The organism is Bacteroides sp. GD17 (assembly GCF_038448625.1).
Classification (GTDB): domain Bacteria; phylum Bacteroidota; class Bacteroidia; order Bacteroidales; family Bacteroidaceae; genus Bacteroides.
This window is the reverse complement of sequence record NZ_JBCEZS010000005.1, coordinates 1-17,504: the sequence shown is the minus strand read 5'-3', so window position 1 is coordinate 17,504 and position 17,504 is coordinate 1. Positions and strand designations below refer to the sequence as shown.

The 17,504-nt window shown below is 48.2% G+C and carries 13 protein-coding genes; all 13 read right to left on the bottom strand.

Going from position 1 to position 17,504, the window contains the following annotated elements:
• Positions 1 to 5: 5 nt before the first annotated feature.
• Positions 6 to 290 (bottom strand): hypothetical protein, encoded by a 285-nt coding sequence (locus AAE250_RS09075; protein ID WP_342288875.1) that lies wholly within the window; start codon positions 288 to 290, stop codon positions 6 to 8.
• A gap of 233 nt (positions 291 to 523) precedes the next feature.
• A complete protein-coding gene (locus AAE250_RS09070; protein ID WP_342288874.1) occupies positions 524 to 1,120 on the bottom strand; it encodes a putative polyvalent protein kinase domain-containing protein in 597 nt (198 codons plus the stop codon).
• Positions 1,121 to 1,364: 244 nt separating this feature from the next.
• Positions 1,365 to 3,590 (bottom strand): DUF4906 domain-containing protein, encoded by a 2,226-nt coding sequence (locus AAE250_RS09065; RefSeq protein ID WP_342288873.1) that lies wholly within the window; start codon positions 3,588 to 3,590, stop codon positions 1,365 to 1,367.
• Between the two features lie 647 nt (positions 3,591 to 4,237).
• Entirely contained in the window at positions 4,238 to 5,398 is a 1,161-nt protein-coding gene (locus AAE250_RS09060) for an ATP-binding protein (RefSeq protein ID WP_294601621.1), read from the bottom strand.
• A 220-nt stretch (positions 5,399 to 5,618) separates the two neighbouring features.
• The gene (locus AAE250_RS09055) at positions 5,619 to 8,177 is read right to left on the bottom strand and encodes a DUF4906 domain-containing protein (RefSeq protein ID WP_294601620.1); all 2,559 of its coding nucleotides are present in this window, start codon (positions 8,175 to 8,177) and stop codon (positions 5,619 to 5,621) included.
• Positions 8,178 to 8,213: 36 nt separating this feature from the next.
• Positions 8,214 to 9,401 carry a DUF4906 domain-containing protein gene (locus AAE250_RS09050; protein WP_294601618.1) on the bottom strand — a complete coding sequence of 396 codons (1,188 nt, stop codon included), beginning with the start codon at positions 9,399 to 9,401 and terminating at the stop codon, positions 8,214 to 8,216.
• A gap of 39 nt (positions 9,402 to 9,440) precedes the next feature.
• Positions 9,441 to 10,481 (bottom strand): hypothetical protein, encoded by a 1,041-nt coding sequence (locus tag AAE250_RS09045; RefSeq protein WP_294601616.1) that lies wholly within the window; start codon positions 10,479 to 10,481, stop codon positions 9,441 to 9,443.
• A 69-nt stretch (positions 10,482 to 10,550) separates the two neighbouring features.
• Positions 10,551 to 11,516, bottom strand: coding sequence for a fimbrillin family protein (locus AAE250_RS09040; protein ID WP_294601614.1), 966 nt, complete (start codon positions 11,514 to 11,516; stop codon positions 10,551 to 10,553).
• A 15-nt stretch (positions 11,517 to 11,531) separates the two neighbouring features.
• Positions 11,532 to 12,398, bottom strand: a complete 867-nt coding sequence (locus tag AAE250_RS09035) for a hypothetical protein (protein WP_294601612.1) — start codon at positions 12,396 to 12,398, stop codon at positions 11,532 to 11,534.
• Between the two features lie 18 nt (positions 12,399 to 12,416).
• Positions 12,417 to 14,270, bottom strand: a complete 1,854-nt coding sequence (locus tag AAE250_RS09030) for a fimbrillin family protein (RefSeq protein WP_294601610.1) — start codon at positions 14,268 to 14,270, stop codon at positions 12,417 to 12,419.
• A gap of 19 nt (positions 14,271 to 14,289) precedes the next feature.
• A complete protein-coding gene (locus tag AAE250_RS09025) occupies positions 14,290 to 15,321 on the bottom strand; it encodes a fimbrillin family protein (RefSeq protein ID WP_294601608.1) in 1,032 nt (343 codons plus the stop codon).
• 48 nt (positions 15,322 to 15,369) lie between these two features.
• On the bottom strand, positions 15,370 to 16,395 hold the full coding sequence (locus AAE250_RS09020) for a fimbrillin family protein (protein ID WP_342288872.1): 1,026 nt from the start codon (positions 16,393 to 16,395) through the stop codon (positions 15,370 to 15,372).
• Positions 16,396 to 16,413: 18 nt separating this feature from the next.
• A complete protein-coding gene (locus AAE250_RS09015) occupies positions 16,414 to 17,421 on the bottom strand; it encodes a fimbrillin family protein (RefSeq protein ID WP_342288871.1) in 1,008 nt (335 codons plus the stop codon).
• Positions 17,422 to 17,504: the final 83 nt, after the last annotated feature.

Sequence of the window (17,504 nt, the reverse complement as noted above, 5' to 3'; positions counted from 1 at the left end):
GGAGGTTAAGCTCGCGTTGAAGGCAGCTTGGCTGCCTTCAACGCGAGCCGTTTCGGCGAGCCGTTTCGGCGAGCCGTTTCGGCGAGCCGTTTCGGCGAGCCGTTTCGGTATAACTCCCCGCTTGATTCTTCCGCGAATCCCAGATTGAGCGATACCGTCACCAGTTCGTCTTCGCTTGTAGGTGGCACCACTACGTCGTCTATTGGCTTTTCACATCCCGTCAGACCAACGGAAAAAGTGATCAGGCTCAATAAGAGCCCGAACAAATACCATTTTAATATCTGCTTCATATAAATAATATGTATTTAAGTTTGTTGATTTCGTTTCGGAATGTTGAAACATACTCCGTCTTGCCTCATGCATGCTTGATGCACAAGGCAATACGGGGAATAATTTTAAGGACTGTGATTTAATTATATCTTTCTAATACTCTTCTGTCGTTTTTATAATCACAATGCTTCTTTCATTACAAGGATAAAAATAAAATGCCAATCCGGATTGAATTTCCTGTTTTTTAGTTGGCTCATTCAATGAGCCTCTGTCTGATTTGGGTATCAATGAAATACAGTCTATTGTCTATACCATATAATACATTGTTAGGTACAGCATCAAATATTTCATATTTTTCATTATGAAATTCATCACAATAATCCATCTCAAACCCTAATGCTTCCATATAATCAGCAATTTCTTCCTCTGTAGCTTCTCTTTTCGCTCTGACATAAGGCTGAACTAATACGGCACAAAATTCATACAAACTATTATAGGCAAAACCAATTAAGGAATATGTTACATTGCTGAAGAAATGATTATGCGCTTCCATTCTGATGAAGAAGTTAGTTAAGTCATCACCTGCATATTCAAAATTATTTAGTTTGATTACTATGTCTTCATCACCGGTGAAAACTTCATTTTCTCCTCCTTTATTGAGGTATGATAAAGGGAGAGTATTAAAGTCAATCCATAAGCCATTAAGAGTGGCGAATTCTTTTAACTTTTCAATTTGCCCTCTCTTATAGCCTTCTGTCGGTTCAACATCTCTTGTTGCTTCTTTTTCTCTTCTAATGAGATTGGCTGCTTCTGCCAAGAGGCTATTGATTGCAGAGTGCTCTCTATCCATTGCTTATGAAATTCATTGATGTAAGTTCTTTCCATACTTTAATCATATATCTAAAGTGATTAGTGCAAATGTAGCAAATCTTTCGAAAAGGATATCTACATCTCTTGCAAAGATAAAAATAAAACGCTAATCCGGCTTGAATTTCCTGCTTTTTAGTTGGTTTATTCCTATAGATAAAGATGTCGGAAATTATATGTTCCATTTTCATCTGAACCTATTATTGAACTATTAAAAAGAAAAAACATTAAGGTTTCTTCTGAATATTATCCTGTACGCATCTCACGGAGAAACCGAATTTCCAGTCAATGGGATGCGTTACTGATATTTGATTATCCTGAATCTGATAAATCAACATGGCACTTGTTTCTTTCGAGGCTCTTGTAGAGCTCCACAGATAGACTGTATTATTCTTCTTTGCACGATAAGTGCCGGCAGTAGAGCTGTTACTACTCATCTCCCGAAGCGAAACTGCAGGAAAATATATCGACTTATCTCCAGTCGGTCCGGTTGATGTTCCATAATAGATAAAACCTGACCCTACATAGTCCGACTCACGTACTGTGGAGGCATTGATAGAAAGTATATTCTGAGTGGTACCGTCATAATACATAATATTATCAAATGTCGGTTTGGCCGATTCACTGGCACCGGTAGCACCGTCGTTCATTCCGAATCCTGTCCACATGCAATATTTGAATGTGCCGTCATCCGTCTTTATTGAGGGATTATAATTTAAAAGCCCCGACGGTGTAATACCATTGGAAGGTACCCTCCATCCCTTCGGACATGGGTCATAGATTGTTTTAGGCCCGTCTCCATTCCAATTATAAGAAGATTCTGGATACGAATAATTGCCACCCACAGCAAATGCTTTCGGGTTTTGTATTAGTGCTGCCACCGTAGTCAGCGTCTTTTTATCTATGTCTAACGGCTCTCCTGCACCATCGTAAATTGTCTTCGTATTCTTCGTCGTTCCGTCTGCTGCTGCAAAAAACGGGTCTTTGCGTCCGCCTTGATACAGCAAGCCGAGGGTACGCTGTCCATCGGTCTGATTATCTTGTATGCCGGCTCTCGTAGCTCCCAGGTTACGGTCCATAATGACACATTTGTAGAAAGCTCCGGCGGGATCTGTCCACGATATGCCCTGGTATACCTGTACCGCCCCATTTTGAGTAGCATTTTGGGCACTCGATATTGCCGTTGCACGCGAAGAAGCATTTACCACACTTGCTGCATCCAATCCTTTAGGCACATAGTCACTAATCCAGATATGCCAACTCCAAACAATAATTCCCGAAGCATTACGGGCTGCAATTACTGCATTACCGCCATTCGTTACAGGCACTTTCACATGTACCAGCGCTTTATTAATATCACTTATATCAGAGGTATTCACCAAGTTTTCATGATGGTCATCGTCTATCACATACCCCATTACCAAATCACCGGAAGTTCCCGTATCTTTGGTCTGCCATAACACCTCGACTGTAGCAATCTTTTTATCTGTCGTCAAAGTCGTTCCATCTGTCAGATACGTATTCCATCCGTTTGTCCCCGCACTGTGCTTGTACGGATTAAAGCATATATTCGTGCCCGGCTGCATCATGAAGCAATTCGATGTCTCCACGAGGTTCACACTCTTCACCGGGGTCTGGTCCAGTAGCTGGATGCGTCCGTCCTCCCGATAGTTGGCCGATTTGATGTTGAATGTCCAGTTGTAATCCGTGTTTTCGTAAAGGTTGAAATCCGTAGGTTGATCGCCGCCCAGATAGGCACGATAGTAAAGGCGTTCTTGCTTCACTGCGTTATCCACTACCAACTCTACGTACGAGGCTGCGATGGGTGCATTCTCTTTTGTACGATAGCGGTCGGAGGTAGCTTTTGCAGAAGTACCACGCACATTGGCAGGTATCCAGATTGTTTTCTGCCCTTTATTCAACTCTTCAGCAGACGTCAGTCGGTAAGGGTCAATGAATTCTGCGATGGTGGTCGGGTAGGTGGTTCCCCATTCATTTTTTTCTGTGGTGGGGAGTAGACGGTAATCTTTGGGGACTTGGCATAGTCTTATTTCTTTCAGCGTATAGCCGTTGTTTTTCATTGATTCGTCGAATGTCCAGTTCACCGTCAGTTTAGCCGCCAGTCGTTTTAGGCGTAGGCGGACGTCGTAGGCACCTTCCGGGCTTTGAATTACATATTTGTTGGCGGCATCATCTTTCACTACATTCACGTGCTCCAGATGAAGTATGTAGGGCATGGCATTCAGACTACCCGATGTAGGATCTATCGCGTCTATTACTGTTGATGTGGCAAGTGTATTCCGTATTTCCTGCAAGGATTTATTGGTTGCGATGCTCGATACTGCATTTCCGTTTCCCCGGGCCAGTAGCAGCAGTTGGCAGTCGTTCTTAGCTTGTAGGTTTACTGTTATTGGTGCGCCTGTGCTTACACTGCCTATGGTTTGCTTTGTCACATAGTTTCCGTTCGAGTCATACTGCACTATTTCCAGATTGTATAAGCCATCCGGCACGGGTGAGGAAATACGTGTATTGGCGTGAGGTGCGAGTTTCGCCTCGAAGGAGGCATTGCCTCCTTCGAGGCGAGCCCGGAGCGGGAGCCCGGAGCGGGAGCCCGGAGCGGGAGCCCGGAGCGGGAGCCCGGAGCGGGAGCCCGGAGCGGGAGCCCGGAGCGGGAGCCCGGAGCGGGAGTATAGCTTCCTGTTTCTTCTGTGAATCCGAGAGTCAATGAAACCGGCACTAACCCTTCTTCGTCCGTGGGTGGCACCACTATGTCGTCTATTGGCTTTTCACATCCCGTCAGACTCACAGAAAAAGTGATCAGGCCCAAAAAGAGCCCGAACAAATACCATTTTAATATCTGCTTCATATAAATAATATGTATTTAAGTTTGTTGATTTTGTTTCGGAATGTTGAAACACACTCCGTCTTGCCTCATGCATGCTTGATGCACAAGGCGGAAACGGAAAATAATTTTAGGGACTGTGATTTAATTATATCTTTTTAATACTCTTCTGTCGTTTTTATAATCACAATGTTTCTTCCATTACAAGGATAAAAATAAAAAGCCAATCCGGATTGAATTTCCTGCTTTTTAGTTAGCTCATTCCTTTAGATAAAAATGTCGAAAGTTATATGCTCCATTTTCATCAGAATCCATTTCGTCCTTTCCATCGTAAATTAAGGCTGATTTTACCAATCGGTCATTAAGAATTCCTTTTAAGTAGTCTATTCCTTTGTAGTATTCTTTTTGGTAAGATTGGCTTGATTTTATTTCATAAGCTTGTATTTGGTTTCCCTTCAAGTGTAGTAGGTCAACTTCTTTTTGCGATTTGTCTCTATAGAAATACAAGTTTGGGTCTTTGGCTTTATTCAGTCTGTTTTTAATAGCTTCGTTTACAACCATATTTTCAAATATTGCTCCCCGAAGAGGATGAACAGCCAGTTGTTGCTCATTTTCAATTCCAAGCAGATAGCAAACAAGTCCCGTGTCGTAGAAATACAGTTTTGGAGATTTTACAAGACGCTTCCCGATATTTTCAAAATAGGGGGGAAGGGAATAAGCTATGTACGAGGCTTGTAATACACTAAGCCAGCTTTTTATAGAGTTGACTGTTACGCCCACTTCTCCGGACAAAGCGGAAGCATTGAATTCGGTACCTATTCTTCCGGCACATAAACGTATAAATATCTGAAATAGACTGATATCTTTCAAATTGATGATTTGTCTTAAATCCCTTTCTATATAGGTTGAATAATAATTTTTATAAAGATCTTCTCTTGGAAAATTCTTGGACCAAATGGCAGGATAGCAACCGTTCAGCATCAGAGTATCAGTCGAAAGATTATTTATTCTGTCTCCTAACTCATGTAGAGATAATGGCAGCAATGTCAAAACAGCTGTTCTTCCGGCTAATGATTGAGTTACCTTTTCCAAAAGTGCGAAATTACTGCTTCCTGTTATGATAAAGCGACGTTTGGGGTCTTGATCAACAGTAACCTGAATGAATGAAAATAAATCCGGATAATGATGGGCTTCGTCTATGATTAATCCATTGGGATATAAGTCAAAGAACTTTCGGGGATCTGCTATGACCTGTGACCGGGTTATCGGGTCTTCCAAGTTAGTGTATGCATACTCCGGAAACATCTCACGGCATAATGTTGTTTTACCGGATTGTCTTGGACCGGTAATCGTTATCACCGGATAAAATTCAATTAAACGGCGTATTTCTGTTTCTAACTTTCTACTAATCAGATTCATATGTTCAAGCTGGACAAATTTGCACATTAACTATAAAATTGTCCAAAGATAAATCTTTTATTGGATATATTGAACTTTTTCTAATACTAAAATGCCAATCCGGATTGAATTTCCTGCTTTTTAGTTAGCTTGTGCTTTATTCCTCCTTTGCGGCTACCTTACTTATACGAGAAACTGTGGATCTCTTTTGAGATACATATATGTTATACCAATCTTAAACCTAAGGCTTTGTACCTTTCTTAATCCTGTCTTGAATGCAACGTACGGAGAAACCGAAAACCCGGGTATTAGTTTTAGTAGATACTATTCCATTGCCGTTAGGCTGATAATTAGAAAGACATTGCATTTGAGCATGAGCCTGCTTCGTGCCATCCGGAGTTGAAGACCACAAATAAACAGTATTATTGCTAGCACTTTCTCTGTATTTTCCGTCATTTTCTTCACGAAGCGAAACTCCCGGGAAATAGGCGGATTTATTTGTATAGCTTCCCGGATTTTCTTTTTCGTCACTAAAATACATGTAACCGGAGCCGACTATCTCTGAAGAAATTTTTGTTCTATTATCATACTTTAATTCTATAAATTCCTTTCCATTGTAATACATGAGGTTCGTTGCATACGATGCTTTGTATGGGTCGCCACCATAAGTATCATCCGGCGTCCCTCCGAATCCTGCGATAAACGATGTGTATGCATCGTTTATATTTGTGTTCGAAGGTACCCTCCATCCTTTGGGACACGGGTCATGGATGGTCTTGGCGCCATCCCCTCCCCAGCTGGCTGTATAAGTGCTCGTATTGAATTTGGTATAAAAGGTTAAAGGATTTTGAATGGTATTATCCAGACTACAACTAGTATCTTTATCCTTACTAATGCCTCCTTCTATCGTTTTTCCTGTACCGTCATATATCGTATTTACTTCACTTTTAGTACCATCTGCCGTACTGAAAAACGGGTCTTTTCTTCGCCCTTGGTAGAGTAATCCGAATGTGCGCACGGCATTGATTAAATTGGTTTGTATTCCGGCACGAGTAGCTCCCAGATTGCGATCCATTATCACGCAGTTATAGAAAGCCCCGGTGGGTTCAATCCACGACCGCCCCCCGTAAGTATGCACTGTTCCCTCATACGTACTTGCTCGTGCATTCTCTATGGCAAAGTCACGCGTATCTGCATCAATCTCTCCTTCCAGCCCTTTAGGTATGTAGTCACTAATCCAGATATGCCAACTCCAAACAATTACATCGCTGCTGTTGTATGCAGCAATCACGGCATTTCCACCATTGGTTACGGGCACTTTTATGTGTACCCGTGCATTGTCTTTATTTTCTATATCCGTCGTGTTTACTAAGTTTTTATGATTGCCGTCATCTATTACATACCCCATTACCAGGTCACCCGATGTACCTGCATCTTTGGCTTGCCATAGTACTTTGACGTGTGAGATTGTCTTGTTGGCAATGATGTTTCCACCCGAAACCAGTGCTGTGTTCCATCCGTCTGTACCTCCTGCTTCATGCTTGTACGGATTAAAGCATATATTCGTACCCGGCTGCATCATGAAGCAATTCGATGTCTCCACGAGGTTCACACTCTTCACCGGAGTCTGGTCCAGTAGCTGGATGCGTCCGTCATTCCGATAGTCGACGGAAGTTACATTCAATGTCCAGTTGTAGTCCGTGTTTTCTCGGAGGTTGAAATCTGTAGATGCTTCGCCGCCCAGGTAGGCGCGGTAGTAGAGGCGTTCTTGCTTGGTTGCGTTATCTACCACCAACTCTACGTAGGAGGCAGCGGTAGGGGCATTCTCTTTGGTGCGGTAATAAGGCGAAGTTGCTTTGGCAGAAGTGCCCCGCACATTGGCGGGAATCCATACGGTTTTTGTTCCGGCATTTAGTTCCGCTTCAGTAGTCAGACGATAAGTGTCTACAAATTCCGAGACGGTAGAAGGGTAGGTAGTGCCCCATTCCGTACTTTCCTCTGTGGGTAGCAGGCGGAAATCGGCAGGAACTTGACAGAGTTTTACCTCTTTCAAGGCATAACCTTGATCTGTAACCTTTTGGCTCACATTCCAGTTCACCGTCAGCTTTGTAGCAAGGCGTTTCAGTAGCAGGCGGGCATCGTGCGCCCCTTCAAGGCTCTGCAGCTTGCCGTCGCTTGTCACTTTGACGTGTGGCAGGTAGAGTACGTAGGGCATTTTGTTTATCTGCTCCAGAGTGGCACCGGACGTAGGGATGGCACTTGTCCCGCTAAAAAGCGTGCTTGCCATTGTCAGCTTTTGTATGGCGGAGAGGTTGCCGGAGATGGCGGGAGTTGTATTACCTTTACCGCGGGCAATGATTACCAACTGGCAGTCTTCCGATGGAGTCAATGTACAATTTAGTTTTGTGCCGATGCCCTGAGGCGTGGAACTCAGGTCATTCGATTTCAGCAGTGCTCCGCTCGTCTTGTCGTATTGCAGCACATAGAGGCCGTACAGCGCATCCGGTTTCAGATCCGGCGGTGTTGTTTCTCCTGTTCCTCTTGTCATTGCGTTGGGCACCAGCTCTGCACAGAAACCGCCGTTCTGGCTTACTTTCCCGCTGCGTGTATCGGTTTTCCCCGAGAGGGTATAGCCGTCATCTTCATCGGCGAAGCCGAAGGATAGTTCCACCTGTACGTCCCCTTTTTCAGGGATAATCGGAGCCGAAGTCTCTAAATAATCTTCGCAGGATGCCGCGCTTGCCCACAGCAAGACGGCAAAAAGCCATTTTCCCATATATGCCCGACTGTAATATTTCATATTGTCCATTCTATTCTTGTTCCTTTTTATTTTACCTTATCTGAAATCCACTTCCTTAGTAATCGTATCCACTTTGTCGAACACCACTACCGCGCCATCCGTAATCGTCACCCGCACGTCGGCGCTGTTTATTCCGCTTATTTCCACGGTTACGGTGTAGTGATATCCCCGCCGTATGTTGTAGTCGTTCATCAGGTTACCGCCCAGGTAGAGGCGATAACGTGCGGCTACTGCGCCAGTCACTGCATCGGTTCCGGCGCTGTTGGCATAGTAGTACAAACCTTCCAGGTCGATGTAGGTGCAATTCGCCAGACTGCCGCCATCCGCCGGTTTGCCGTCAGCCCCCAGCGTAGGGGCTGTACCGTCATTCTTGGGGCCATAGTCGGCAATGTTCTTTTGCTGGAAGGACACGCCACAACCTATGCCGCGAAGATTCTCGGGCATATAAAAATGATAACTACCGCCTTCTGAAAGGCTTCCTGTACTTGTCTCCTTTACGGTACAACTGCCTGTTGCCGTTTCCGGATATACCCCCGAAGCAGCTCCGGCGCGGCTGTCGATGGCCAGTGTGGCGGGCAGTCCGTAAGCCTTGATGGACCTGAGTTCGAACTTGGCGGGATATGCCACCTCGCTCGTCCACTTTACCGTTAGCCAGGCATAAGCAAAGCTCAGTGGGGCAATGACAACCGCCTTTTGGTCATTATCGGACTTTCTTTCATACTCTATATCACCAGATACAAGAAGGTTAGTCTCTGTGGTATAGGAGGAGGAAAAGTCATTCGTGATTTTTTGTAGATCCGCCTTGGCTGCATTCGTGGTTTGACTGAACGTCTTCAGTGCCGAATGGTTGCTTCCGAAGTTACCGATTACACGGAACGTACTGTTAATATTGGTGAAACCATCGGTCTCAACCTGCAGCAATGCTTTGTTTTCACTCCCGTTCTCATTGGTAGCCTGCTTGATAGACGATGCTCCGAAATTTTTGGCAGCTATCATCTTATCGTCCATATCAAATTGTATCACCCACACGTCATTGATACTGATCCCGCCAATATCTCCTGCCCGTGTGCTCACCGATAAGGCCGGCGGCAGTGACAAACGAAAGATAAAATCTCCCTCTGTTGCCGCTTCCGCTTCCTTCTCAGAAGCTTCACAGGAGGCGAGCAGCAACGGAAATAGAAGGCAAGCAACCCATATCCCGTGTAGTTTACTTATATAACTCATATCAATCCGTATTTTTCTCATAATCAATCCGTCTTTTTGTTAGTCTTTTCCCAGCCCTTCTCCTTTGAGGTCCGTGGTGGTCCATTCTTTGATGGCCAGAGTAAGGTCGGTCGGTATGATGGCTCCGTAGAAAGTAAGGCTGAAGTCGAACTGATAGGTCATACCCGGTAGTAACGATTTCTCGATAGAAGCCTTGTAGGTATCTGTCATGGTTTCATCTTCCGTCCCGTTTTTATAGCCTACCGTGAGGTTCACATCAAAGGTCAGTTTCTGAGTACCGTCCACCGGTAGCAGTATGCCTGCAGGATTGCTGACACGCTTGCTGTAAACATCCTGGTCGGCAGTGTTCAGTGTAAAGCTGCTGAAGGTATAGGTGTCATCCGCAGCAGAAGCGGCCGCTTCCCACGCTGTGTTGTTCAGCTTGTAGGTCAGTTCCTTGCGTAGTCCGTTTATCCTGACATAATTCACCACCAGGCTGGTGGGCTGCACAGGCTGTGTTCCGTTTCTGGCGGCTACCGTAGTCACCACCTGCGCGTTCATTCTTGTAAAAGGCCGTGGTAGCGCCACCTTCATCATATTCTGTCCTGTTTGGTCGGGTTGCACCACGATGTTCTCCAGTTTGGTGTACATAAAGTCCTTGCCGTTAATCACGTGCACTTTGTTATCCGCTGTAGCCAGCACGGGTGTTTCCGTGGACGAGTTGTACGAAAGCAAGTACATGTCGTAATTTCCGCGGTACAGCAGCAAGTCTCCCGTAGCCGTCAGGTCATTCTGTACTGTATAGTTCTCGCTTCCCGTGGGTTTGCTGAAGTCCGTAGTCCCTGCAGGATAGGCATATATGCGGAACATTTTGTCCGCGCCCATCGTCTCGTCCGTGCTCACACTTGCACCGGGATCATCGGCCCGGGTCATTGCCTCCCTGAAGAGGTCGAAGGTCAGGCTTACCGGCTCTCCGCTCTCCTCCAGGGAAGGCGGAAGTTCCGTATTGCCCGGGTCACAGCCCGCTATCAGTCCTGCCATTGCCATCAGGGCAACCATCTTGCCGCCCGAAATCCAAGCCTTGTATCTCATCTTATCCATAACTTTCTACTATGCTGAATTAAAAAAAATCCGCTCAATCCGCAGCATCCGCGTCTGAAGAATCATTTATCAAATACCGATTCCCGTATTCTGGTTCGCATCATTCTTCCATCCTTCGATCTTGATGCCTGTCAGGCTTCCGCCCATTTTGTCCACCGTCATTTTATACACGTAATGATAGCCCGCCAGCCACTGCACGCCATCGCCCGGTACGGCGGCGGTCTCGAACACGCGGTCTTCCGCTTCTCCCTCTACACGTACAGATAGCCTGAACGACAGTTTTGTTTCCTTTCCTGTCATGGGGGCCACCAGGCTGCTCACGTTGGGCTGCTCCAGGAGTTCCTTCAGTTCGGTGCTGCCGGTCAGTGTCAGCGATCCCGTAGCCGCAAGACCCGCCAACTGCCCGGTACCGATGTTCATCGTGCCGTTGTTTCCCTGTTGTAGGCGGTTGGTGCTGCTCACTATCTCTACCTTGTTCAAGGTCAGCTTTTCCGTTACAAACTTCGACTTCAGAATGCTGAAGCTGACCTTTGCCAGTGCGTGCTGCATCTCGAAAGATACCGAGCGCTTTCCGGCATGAACCGGCTGTGGCGAAGCATACAGATAGTCGGTCTGCAGGCTTGCCGAGAAGTTGTCGGCTGCCACCTGTACGGGGATGGTGTGATTGCCGGTGCTACTGTTGGTCACGGTGCCGGTGGCGGGGTAGAAGCCATATACAAAGTCCGGTGTTGCAGTATTCTCAACCGTTATTTTAGGAGGTGCGGTGCAGCTCCACGTACCGCTTTTCAGTTCAAAGGTGGATTGGGCGTTTTCTGCCAATGCGGTGTGGCCGTTATCCGTTACGTACACGCCGATTTTCGTTATTGCGGTGGCTCCCAGGCTGGCACGGGTATTGCGCGCATCGCCATCTTCCGCCATGCTCACCGATTGCAGCCTCAGTGCATTGTCCTGCGGTTCCGCAGTCAGGGATTCTTCCCCGCATGCGGCCAGCAGGGCTGCCGCGCAGACCATTGTCAATACATGTTTTATCTTCATCTTCTGTTCTTGTTTTTATGTTGCCGATCCTATGTCCGTCGGCTCTCCTGTCGATATAAACTCTTTCACCGTCACGCTCGAAAGAATCAGCTCGGTGGTAGTGGTGAAGGTATACTGGTATTCGTAACCGGCCTGGAAGGTAATGGGCGGATCTCCTTTTCCTTTATCCGTATAGGTTTTTGTTTCGGTTTGGTCTGCCACCGTGGTGGTTACACTTATTGTATAGGGGAAGCTTGCAGTGGGTGTGATGAGGTTGATAATCCCCGTATAGGTATGCCGTCGGAGCTCATTGTCGGTGCAGAGCAGTTTCAGCTCACCTGTCTTACCGGTTTCGGTGCATACGTTGCTGCCTGTAACCGTGGCGCTTACTGCCTTATTGTCTGCCTCGTATCTCACGATGATCGTGATCCTGGCTGCTGCCGGGGCAAATGTGAAGTCCACACGGTTGGCAGTGGCAGTGGCGGTAGCGGTCAGTTGGTTGCTTTTCCAGAAGCTGCCATAGCTGGTCTGATCGGACAGGATGGCGCTGAACTCCGTAGGGTAGGAGGCAAAGAACTCTTCCTTGCCTGTGGTTGTGAGCTGGCTGTTTTCCACATTGGGCGCCCAGCCGTTGTCTTTCTTAATGTATGTGATGGCAGTAGATTCCTCTGCCGTACTCTTGCGGATCTTAATCAGATCTCCGTTTTTAAACCTGTCCTTCTTGTCATAGTTCGATGCGTCGATGGTGGTGGCACGGGTATGCGTCCCTGCAATCTTTGCCGACACTTCCAGCGGAAGGGCGGGCAGGGAGCCGGCGCGGTCGCAGCAGGTAAGGGACAGCAGTACGGGTAGGACTGCCATAGCTGCCATGGCTTTCGCCTTTCTTTTAACTTGTATCATCATTGGGCAATACGTTTTGTTTTAGTTGTCAAATCCGCCCGTGTGCCGTTCTATCACCGTCCAGGGCTTTATCTCGCTGCCTACGGGCACCAGTACGTCGTTCTGCAGGGTCAGCGTGTAGATGTAGTTGTTGTTTTCCGCTACGGTGGCAAGGGTCAGCCGTGCCTGGTAGGTTACGTTGTATGCATCCGTTATGCTGATGTCTATCTTGCTTTCCCCGCTGCGTGGGCTGATAACGGCACACCAGGTATATACCGTCGGTTCCGGTTGCAGCAGGATGATGCTCTCTTCCTCGCTTCCGGCGGTGCGCAGTCCCCGGCCTTTCACTTCCATGCGGCTGAAGGCGGGTAGTGACTGGCTTTTAGCTGTAAAGTTCAGTGTCAGCCGGGCATGCTTGTGCTTGAAGGCGTTGTTGTCCGTAAAGTGTATTTCGGCGGTCGATACAGGGACTTCGGGCGTGATCAGCAGGTTCGACCTGAGGAAGGCGGCTTCCGTGGATTGGTTTTGCGCGATTTCCGTATAGGTCACCGGAAACTCTGCGCGGCAAGTGGTGGCGGGCAGGAAGCCCAGGCCTGTGCTACCGCTCTCCACTACCCAGTTTTCGGTGTTGTCCAGCGTGTAACCGGCGGAGGCTAGCGGGGTGTTGTTGCGGGTGCATATTACGTTGATCTTGTCATTGGGCAGGAAGGCGATGCGGTCGTAAGTATTGGAGGCGGGCAGAGTGCCCGGATCCACGCGTGTGGCGGGTGCCGCTTGCTTTTCGCCTTCAATCTCGGCAAAGACGACGAGTTTCTTGCCCAGTAGGGGCGGCATGTCGGTATTGCCCTGGCTTTTGTCATCCCATCCTGCAATGTCCACACTCTTGAAGGTGAGGTCGTTCTTGTCCAGCATCAAGTGGTAGGTGTACCGCTTTCCTTTCTCCCAGGCTTGGGCAAACCAGGTGCTGGTGGTGGCGGTGAGGGTACGGTCGTAGGTGGTATTTCCCTTTCCTCCCAGTACCATGCTCAAGGTGACATTTCCGGTATGGCCGCTGTTGGGAGCCACCAGTCCGTAGGCTACGGCTGCGGGGCTGCCTGTGCTGCCGGGCAGTTGTGAGGTGTTGGTGTTAGCGGCGAAGGTCAGGGTGGTGGCGGAAGAAAGGCTCGCCAGGATACCGTCATTCAGCTGCATCGTTCCTGTGCCTGCAAGGAAGGAGCCGCCACTGAGGGTGATGCTTTTCACGAAGTCGTACTGATCATCGGGCAGGCGGCTTGCCTTGTACTCGATGGTGAAGACAACTTGGGCCAGGGCATGCTGCAGGTAGATGGTGGGGTTGTTGGCGGTGCTGCTCACTTTGATGGCGTCGGCGTTGCCGGCAGTTCCGTTTGCAGCTCCGTACATATAGTCCGTTTGCGAGCAATCGGTAGTGCTTGTGCCGTCGAAGCTTTGAGAGGCGGAGACTTCGATGGGGACGGTGCGGGTACTGCCGGCGGTCTCTGTTTTCAGACCGTTTTCATTATTACCGCTTACGGGATACCATGCATAGAGGCGTGCCGTCCTGCTTTGCAGGTTCACCGGACGGGAGGCGGTCCAGGTGTCGGTGCTACTTCCGGTTCGGCTGAGCTTGAAGATGGCGGAAGAGATCTTCTCGTCGGCATAAGGGCTGTAACCGTCTGCTGCTGTCAGGAAGACACCGATATGGTCAGCTTCTCCCGTGGCCGTTCCCGTCGTGTTGACAATGGAGCGGCTTGCGGGGACGGCACCGCCGGTACTCACCGATACCACCAGCGGCACGGAGGCTTCCTGAGCGTCCGAGTATTCTTCGGAGGAGCAGCCGCAGACAAGGCAAGCAGCACAGGCAGCAAAAAGAATATGAAGGGAGAGAATACGGATCATAAATGCAATGTTAGGATGATTATTTAATCTCTAAAGTTCCTCCGGCAACTTCTTGCCAGGCAGCGACTTCCACTTTCTGAATGGCAAGTCCCGTTCCGCTTAGATTTATCGTATAGAGATTGTTTTTACCAGCCAGCCATTTGCCTTCGTTATCGGAAGGTGCGGTCAGCTTTACACTGTAGTCGGCATTGTCAATCGTAAAGGTGGCTTCTATTTTGTCACTCCCGATAGAAGCTGTGGTAGGTAATACCAGAATGCTGAACTTCTTGGCATCATTGGCAGCCGTCGGCAAGGTATAACTGTTTTGAATGGTGCGTGTATAAGTTGCATCCTGGGCGGCACCGGTAGTGATGTTACCGGTAGTAATCTCCATCATCGGGTTTGTTCCTTTGTCCAGGGTAGTACCCGAACTGTTTATATCTTTCATTACTATTTTTGTCAATACACCACTTCCCTTATAGGTATCACCCTTGCAGACGCGGAAACTGACCATGGACAATGCATGGTTCATAGATAATGTCACTCCATTAGATTGATTCGATTTGTTAGTCACGCTTCCCACTGAGGTAGCCCACATGCAATCTACCTCTCCATCGGCAGAGGCAATAGCTGTACTGCTTTGTCCGGCATTATCGACGGCGGTAATAGTTGTGGCTTCCGTTCCCTCCAGCAAGGTAACCGGGATCTTTAAATTAGCATCATATCTAGTATCAGTCGGGTAATATGCATATATCGTAGCAGCTTCATTGGTCAGATAAATCTTCTCAGTATTATTGTTTGTCCATGTGCCGCTACTCTGCGTATATATCGCGTAGTTATTACTCTTTTCGGCAGTATAGTCTGTTCCTGTAGCATATACCGCTACACTCTGCATCTTGTTATTGTTCTGTGTGCCGCCTTCTATAGCGCTGCGCGTTACCGCCACGACAGGGGCAATCTGCAATTCCACCGGTTCATTGTTTTCCGCCTCCTGTTCGCATCCCATAGCCAGCATCATACAAGGCAGTGCCAGGGATAAATGCCACAAATTGTTACTCAATCTTTTCATCATTACGTGTGTTTTTTATCTGTTTATTATAAGTTAATTCTATTATTGCTTTCAGTCTCTGTCTCCTATTCCCAGATCCCCTGCATCTACCAGTTCCCACGGTTCCACTGTGATGGAGGTGATGGAAAGGGCATAATCGGAGAGGGTCAGAGTTACAACATGCGACATGCCTGCCTTCAGTATATCCGAAGGCTGGGTGTTGCCGTATGTAATTCTCACATTATTATAGGCTCCTGTGGAAGTCTCTACGGTCAGTGTATATTCAGTTCCTGCATTTCCACTCAGTGGCGGTAACATCAGGTTGCCCAACTCTACGGGGGTAGTGCTCGCAACTTCATTGCTACTCTCCGCAGGCGTCAGCGACAAACCGGCTGTACCGCTGGAAGGCGTATTGAACGACGGTTCGCCCGTTGCCAATGGAATTATTGCTTGCGTCTTGGCCTCGTTTACAGTTACTTTTCGGATTGTCACCGGCAAACCTTCGCTTTTCTTCTTGCATGCCTTGAAGCGTATTCGGGTCAGCAAGTGGTTGAATGTGAGCGGCTTGTCTTTCTGCGACAGTGTATTGCCGTAAAAGCGTTCTCCGTCCCATTTGCACCCTCGTAACTCGCTTACATATAGCAGGTCTTCCTGCCCGGTCAGGTCGTAAGTCGCGGCACCGTCCGCAGGCACAGTCACCGGAGCCCAGGCTACCAGATATAGATAATCGCCATAAAGGGGATAAACGGGAGCGGCTTTGCCGCCCTCCGTATTCCATGTAATAGTTCCCGATTGATCCACATCTGCCGTCCAGATTCCTTCCTTTTCTCCGGTCAGCGAGGCGTACTGCCCGCTTTCGGAGGCAAAGGCAACGGAAGCCTTAAATGCTTCTTTCGGCTCGGTGCGGGTCAGGGCGGCGGTGCCTTCGAGTGCACCTCCCCGGGCGAAAAGCTGCACGGGTACGGCTTCCTCCACCGGATACACCTCGCCGCTGTCGCTGTCGCTGTCCGTGCACCCCGCTGCAATCCCCGCAATCCCTGCAAAGGCCAGTAACCGGTAAACCTGCAAAAGCGTCTTTAGTTTCCGTCTCATCATCATGATGCAAATTCAGGCGGGTTAGTCTAAATCGGCAGAACCTGGGGCTCCTTGCTCCCACGGGGTTACAGTAGCCGTAGCTGTAACGCTTGTTGCATCCGAAGCTGTTTCCGGTTCCTTCACGTCCAGGGTAATTAGGTGCGCTTTGGCTGTTTCGGTAATCAAATCTCCGTCACCGTTCTTAATGGTTACATTGGTAAAGGGCAGGTCCGCATCGCCTACGGTCACTGTTACATCTACCTTTACAGTGCTGCCGCCTTTAATCATTACCGGTGTTCCTACGGCGGTGGCAGATTCATTCAGAGCCGGGTTCGCAATGCCCGGAACGCTTAACGCAGCCGCCGCGTCGGTCCAGGAGACAGTACCGTCTGCTGCATCTACGGTTTGGGGAAGTTGGGCATTCTGGATGGAAATGCTCTTCAGGGATACGCTCTTTCCCTTCCATTCACCGGTACCGGCGGACGAGGTGTATTTCACCGCGAAGTTCAACTGCGTGGTGAGGTGGTTGAATGCCAGGTTGATGGAGTTTGCCGGAGAGTTTTCGCTGCCCGCATCCACGGCTTCGGCATACATCACGTCCTGTTGTCCGTCTATCGTTTTCATGGTTACGATTGTACCGCTGGCTGCCAGATTACCGTCGGGAGCTACGGCTACCAGATGAGACTTGGTGCTGGAAGCTGGGTCAGCGTGTGCATAATAAAGTGTCGGGTTCAAGGCCACCGTAGCATCTGTTCCTGCCTTGAAGGAGGCTGTGGATACATTGGCACGGTCGTTCAATGTTCCGCTTTGGATGTCATTTTTGTACGTGGGAGTGAAGCCCGTCCAGTCGGCTGTATTTCCGTCGCACATCAGTACTGTGGCTGTCACGTCGCTTCCTTCTATTACTGCCGCACGTGTTGTTCCCTGCACGCTGTGTCCTATCCGGATTGCTTTTGCGTTAACCGGTACTTCCGGTGTACCCATGTTTTCACTTTCACTGCATCCGGCTGCCAGAAGCGCCAGAACTGCTAAACCAATTCTTGTTTTCATTTTTACGTTTGTTTTAATTAATATGATTAATATTGATATGATTAATTTCTTATTTAAGTTTCGCAAGTTTATATGGAGGCTGT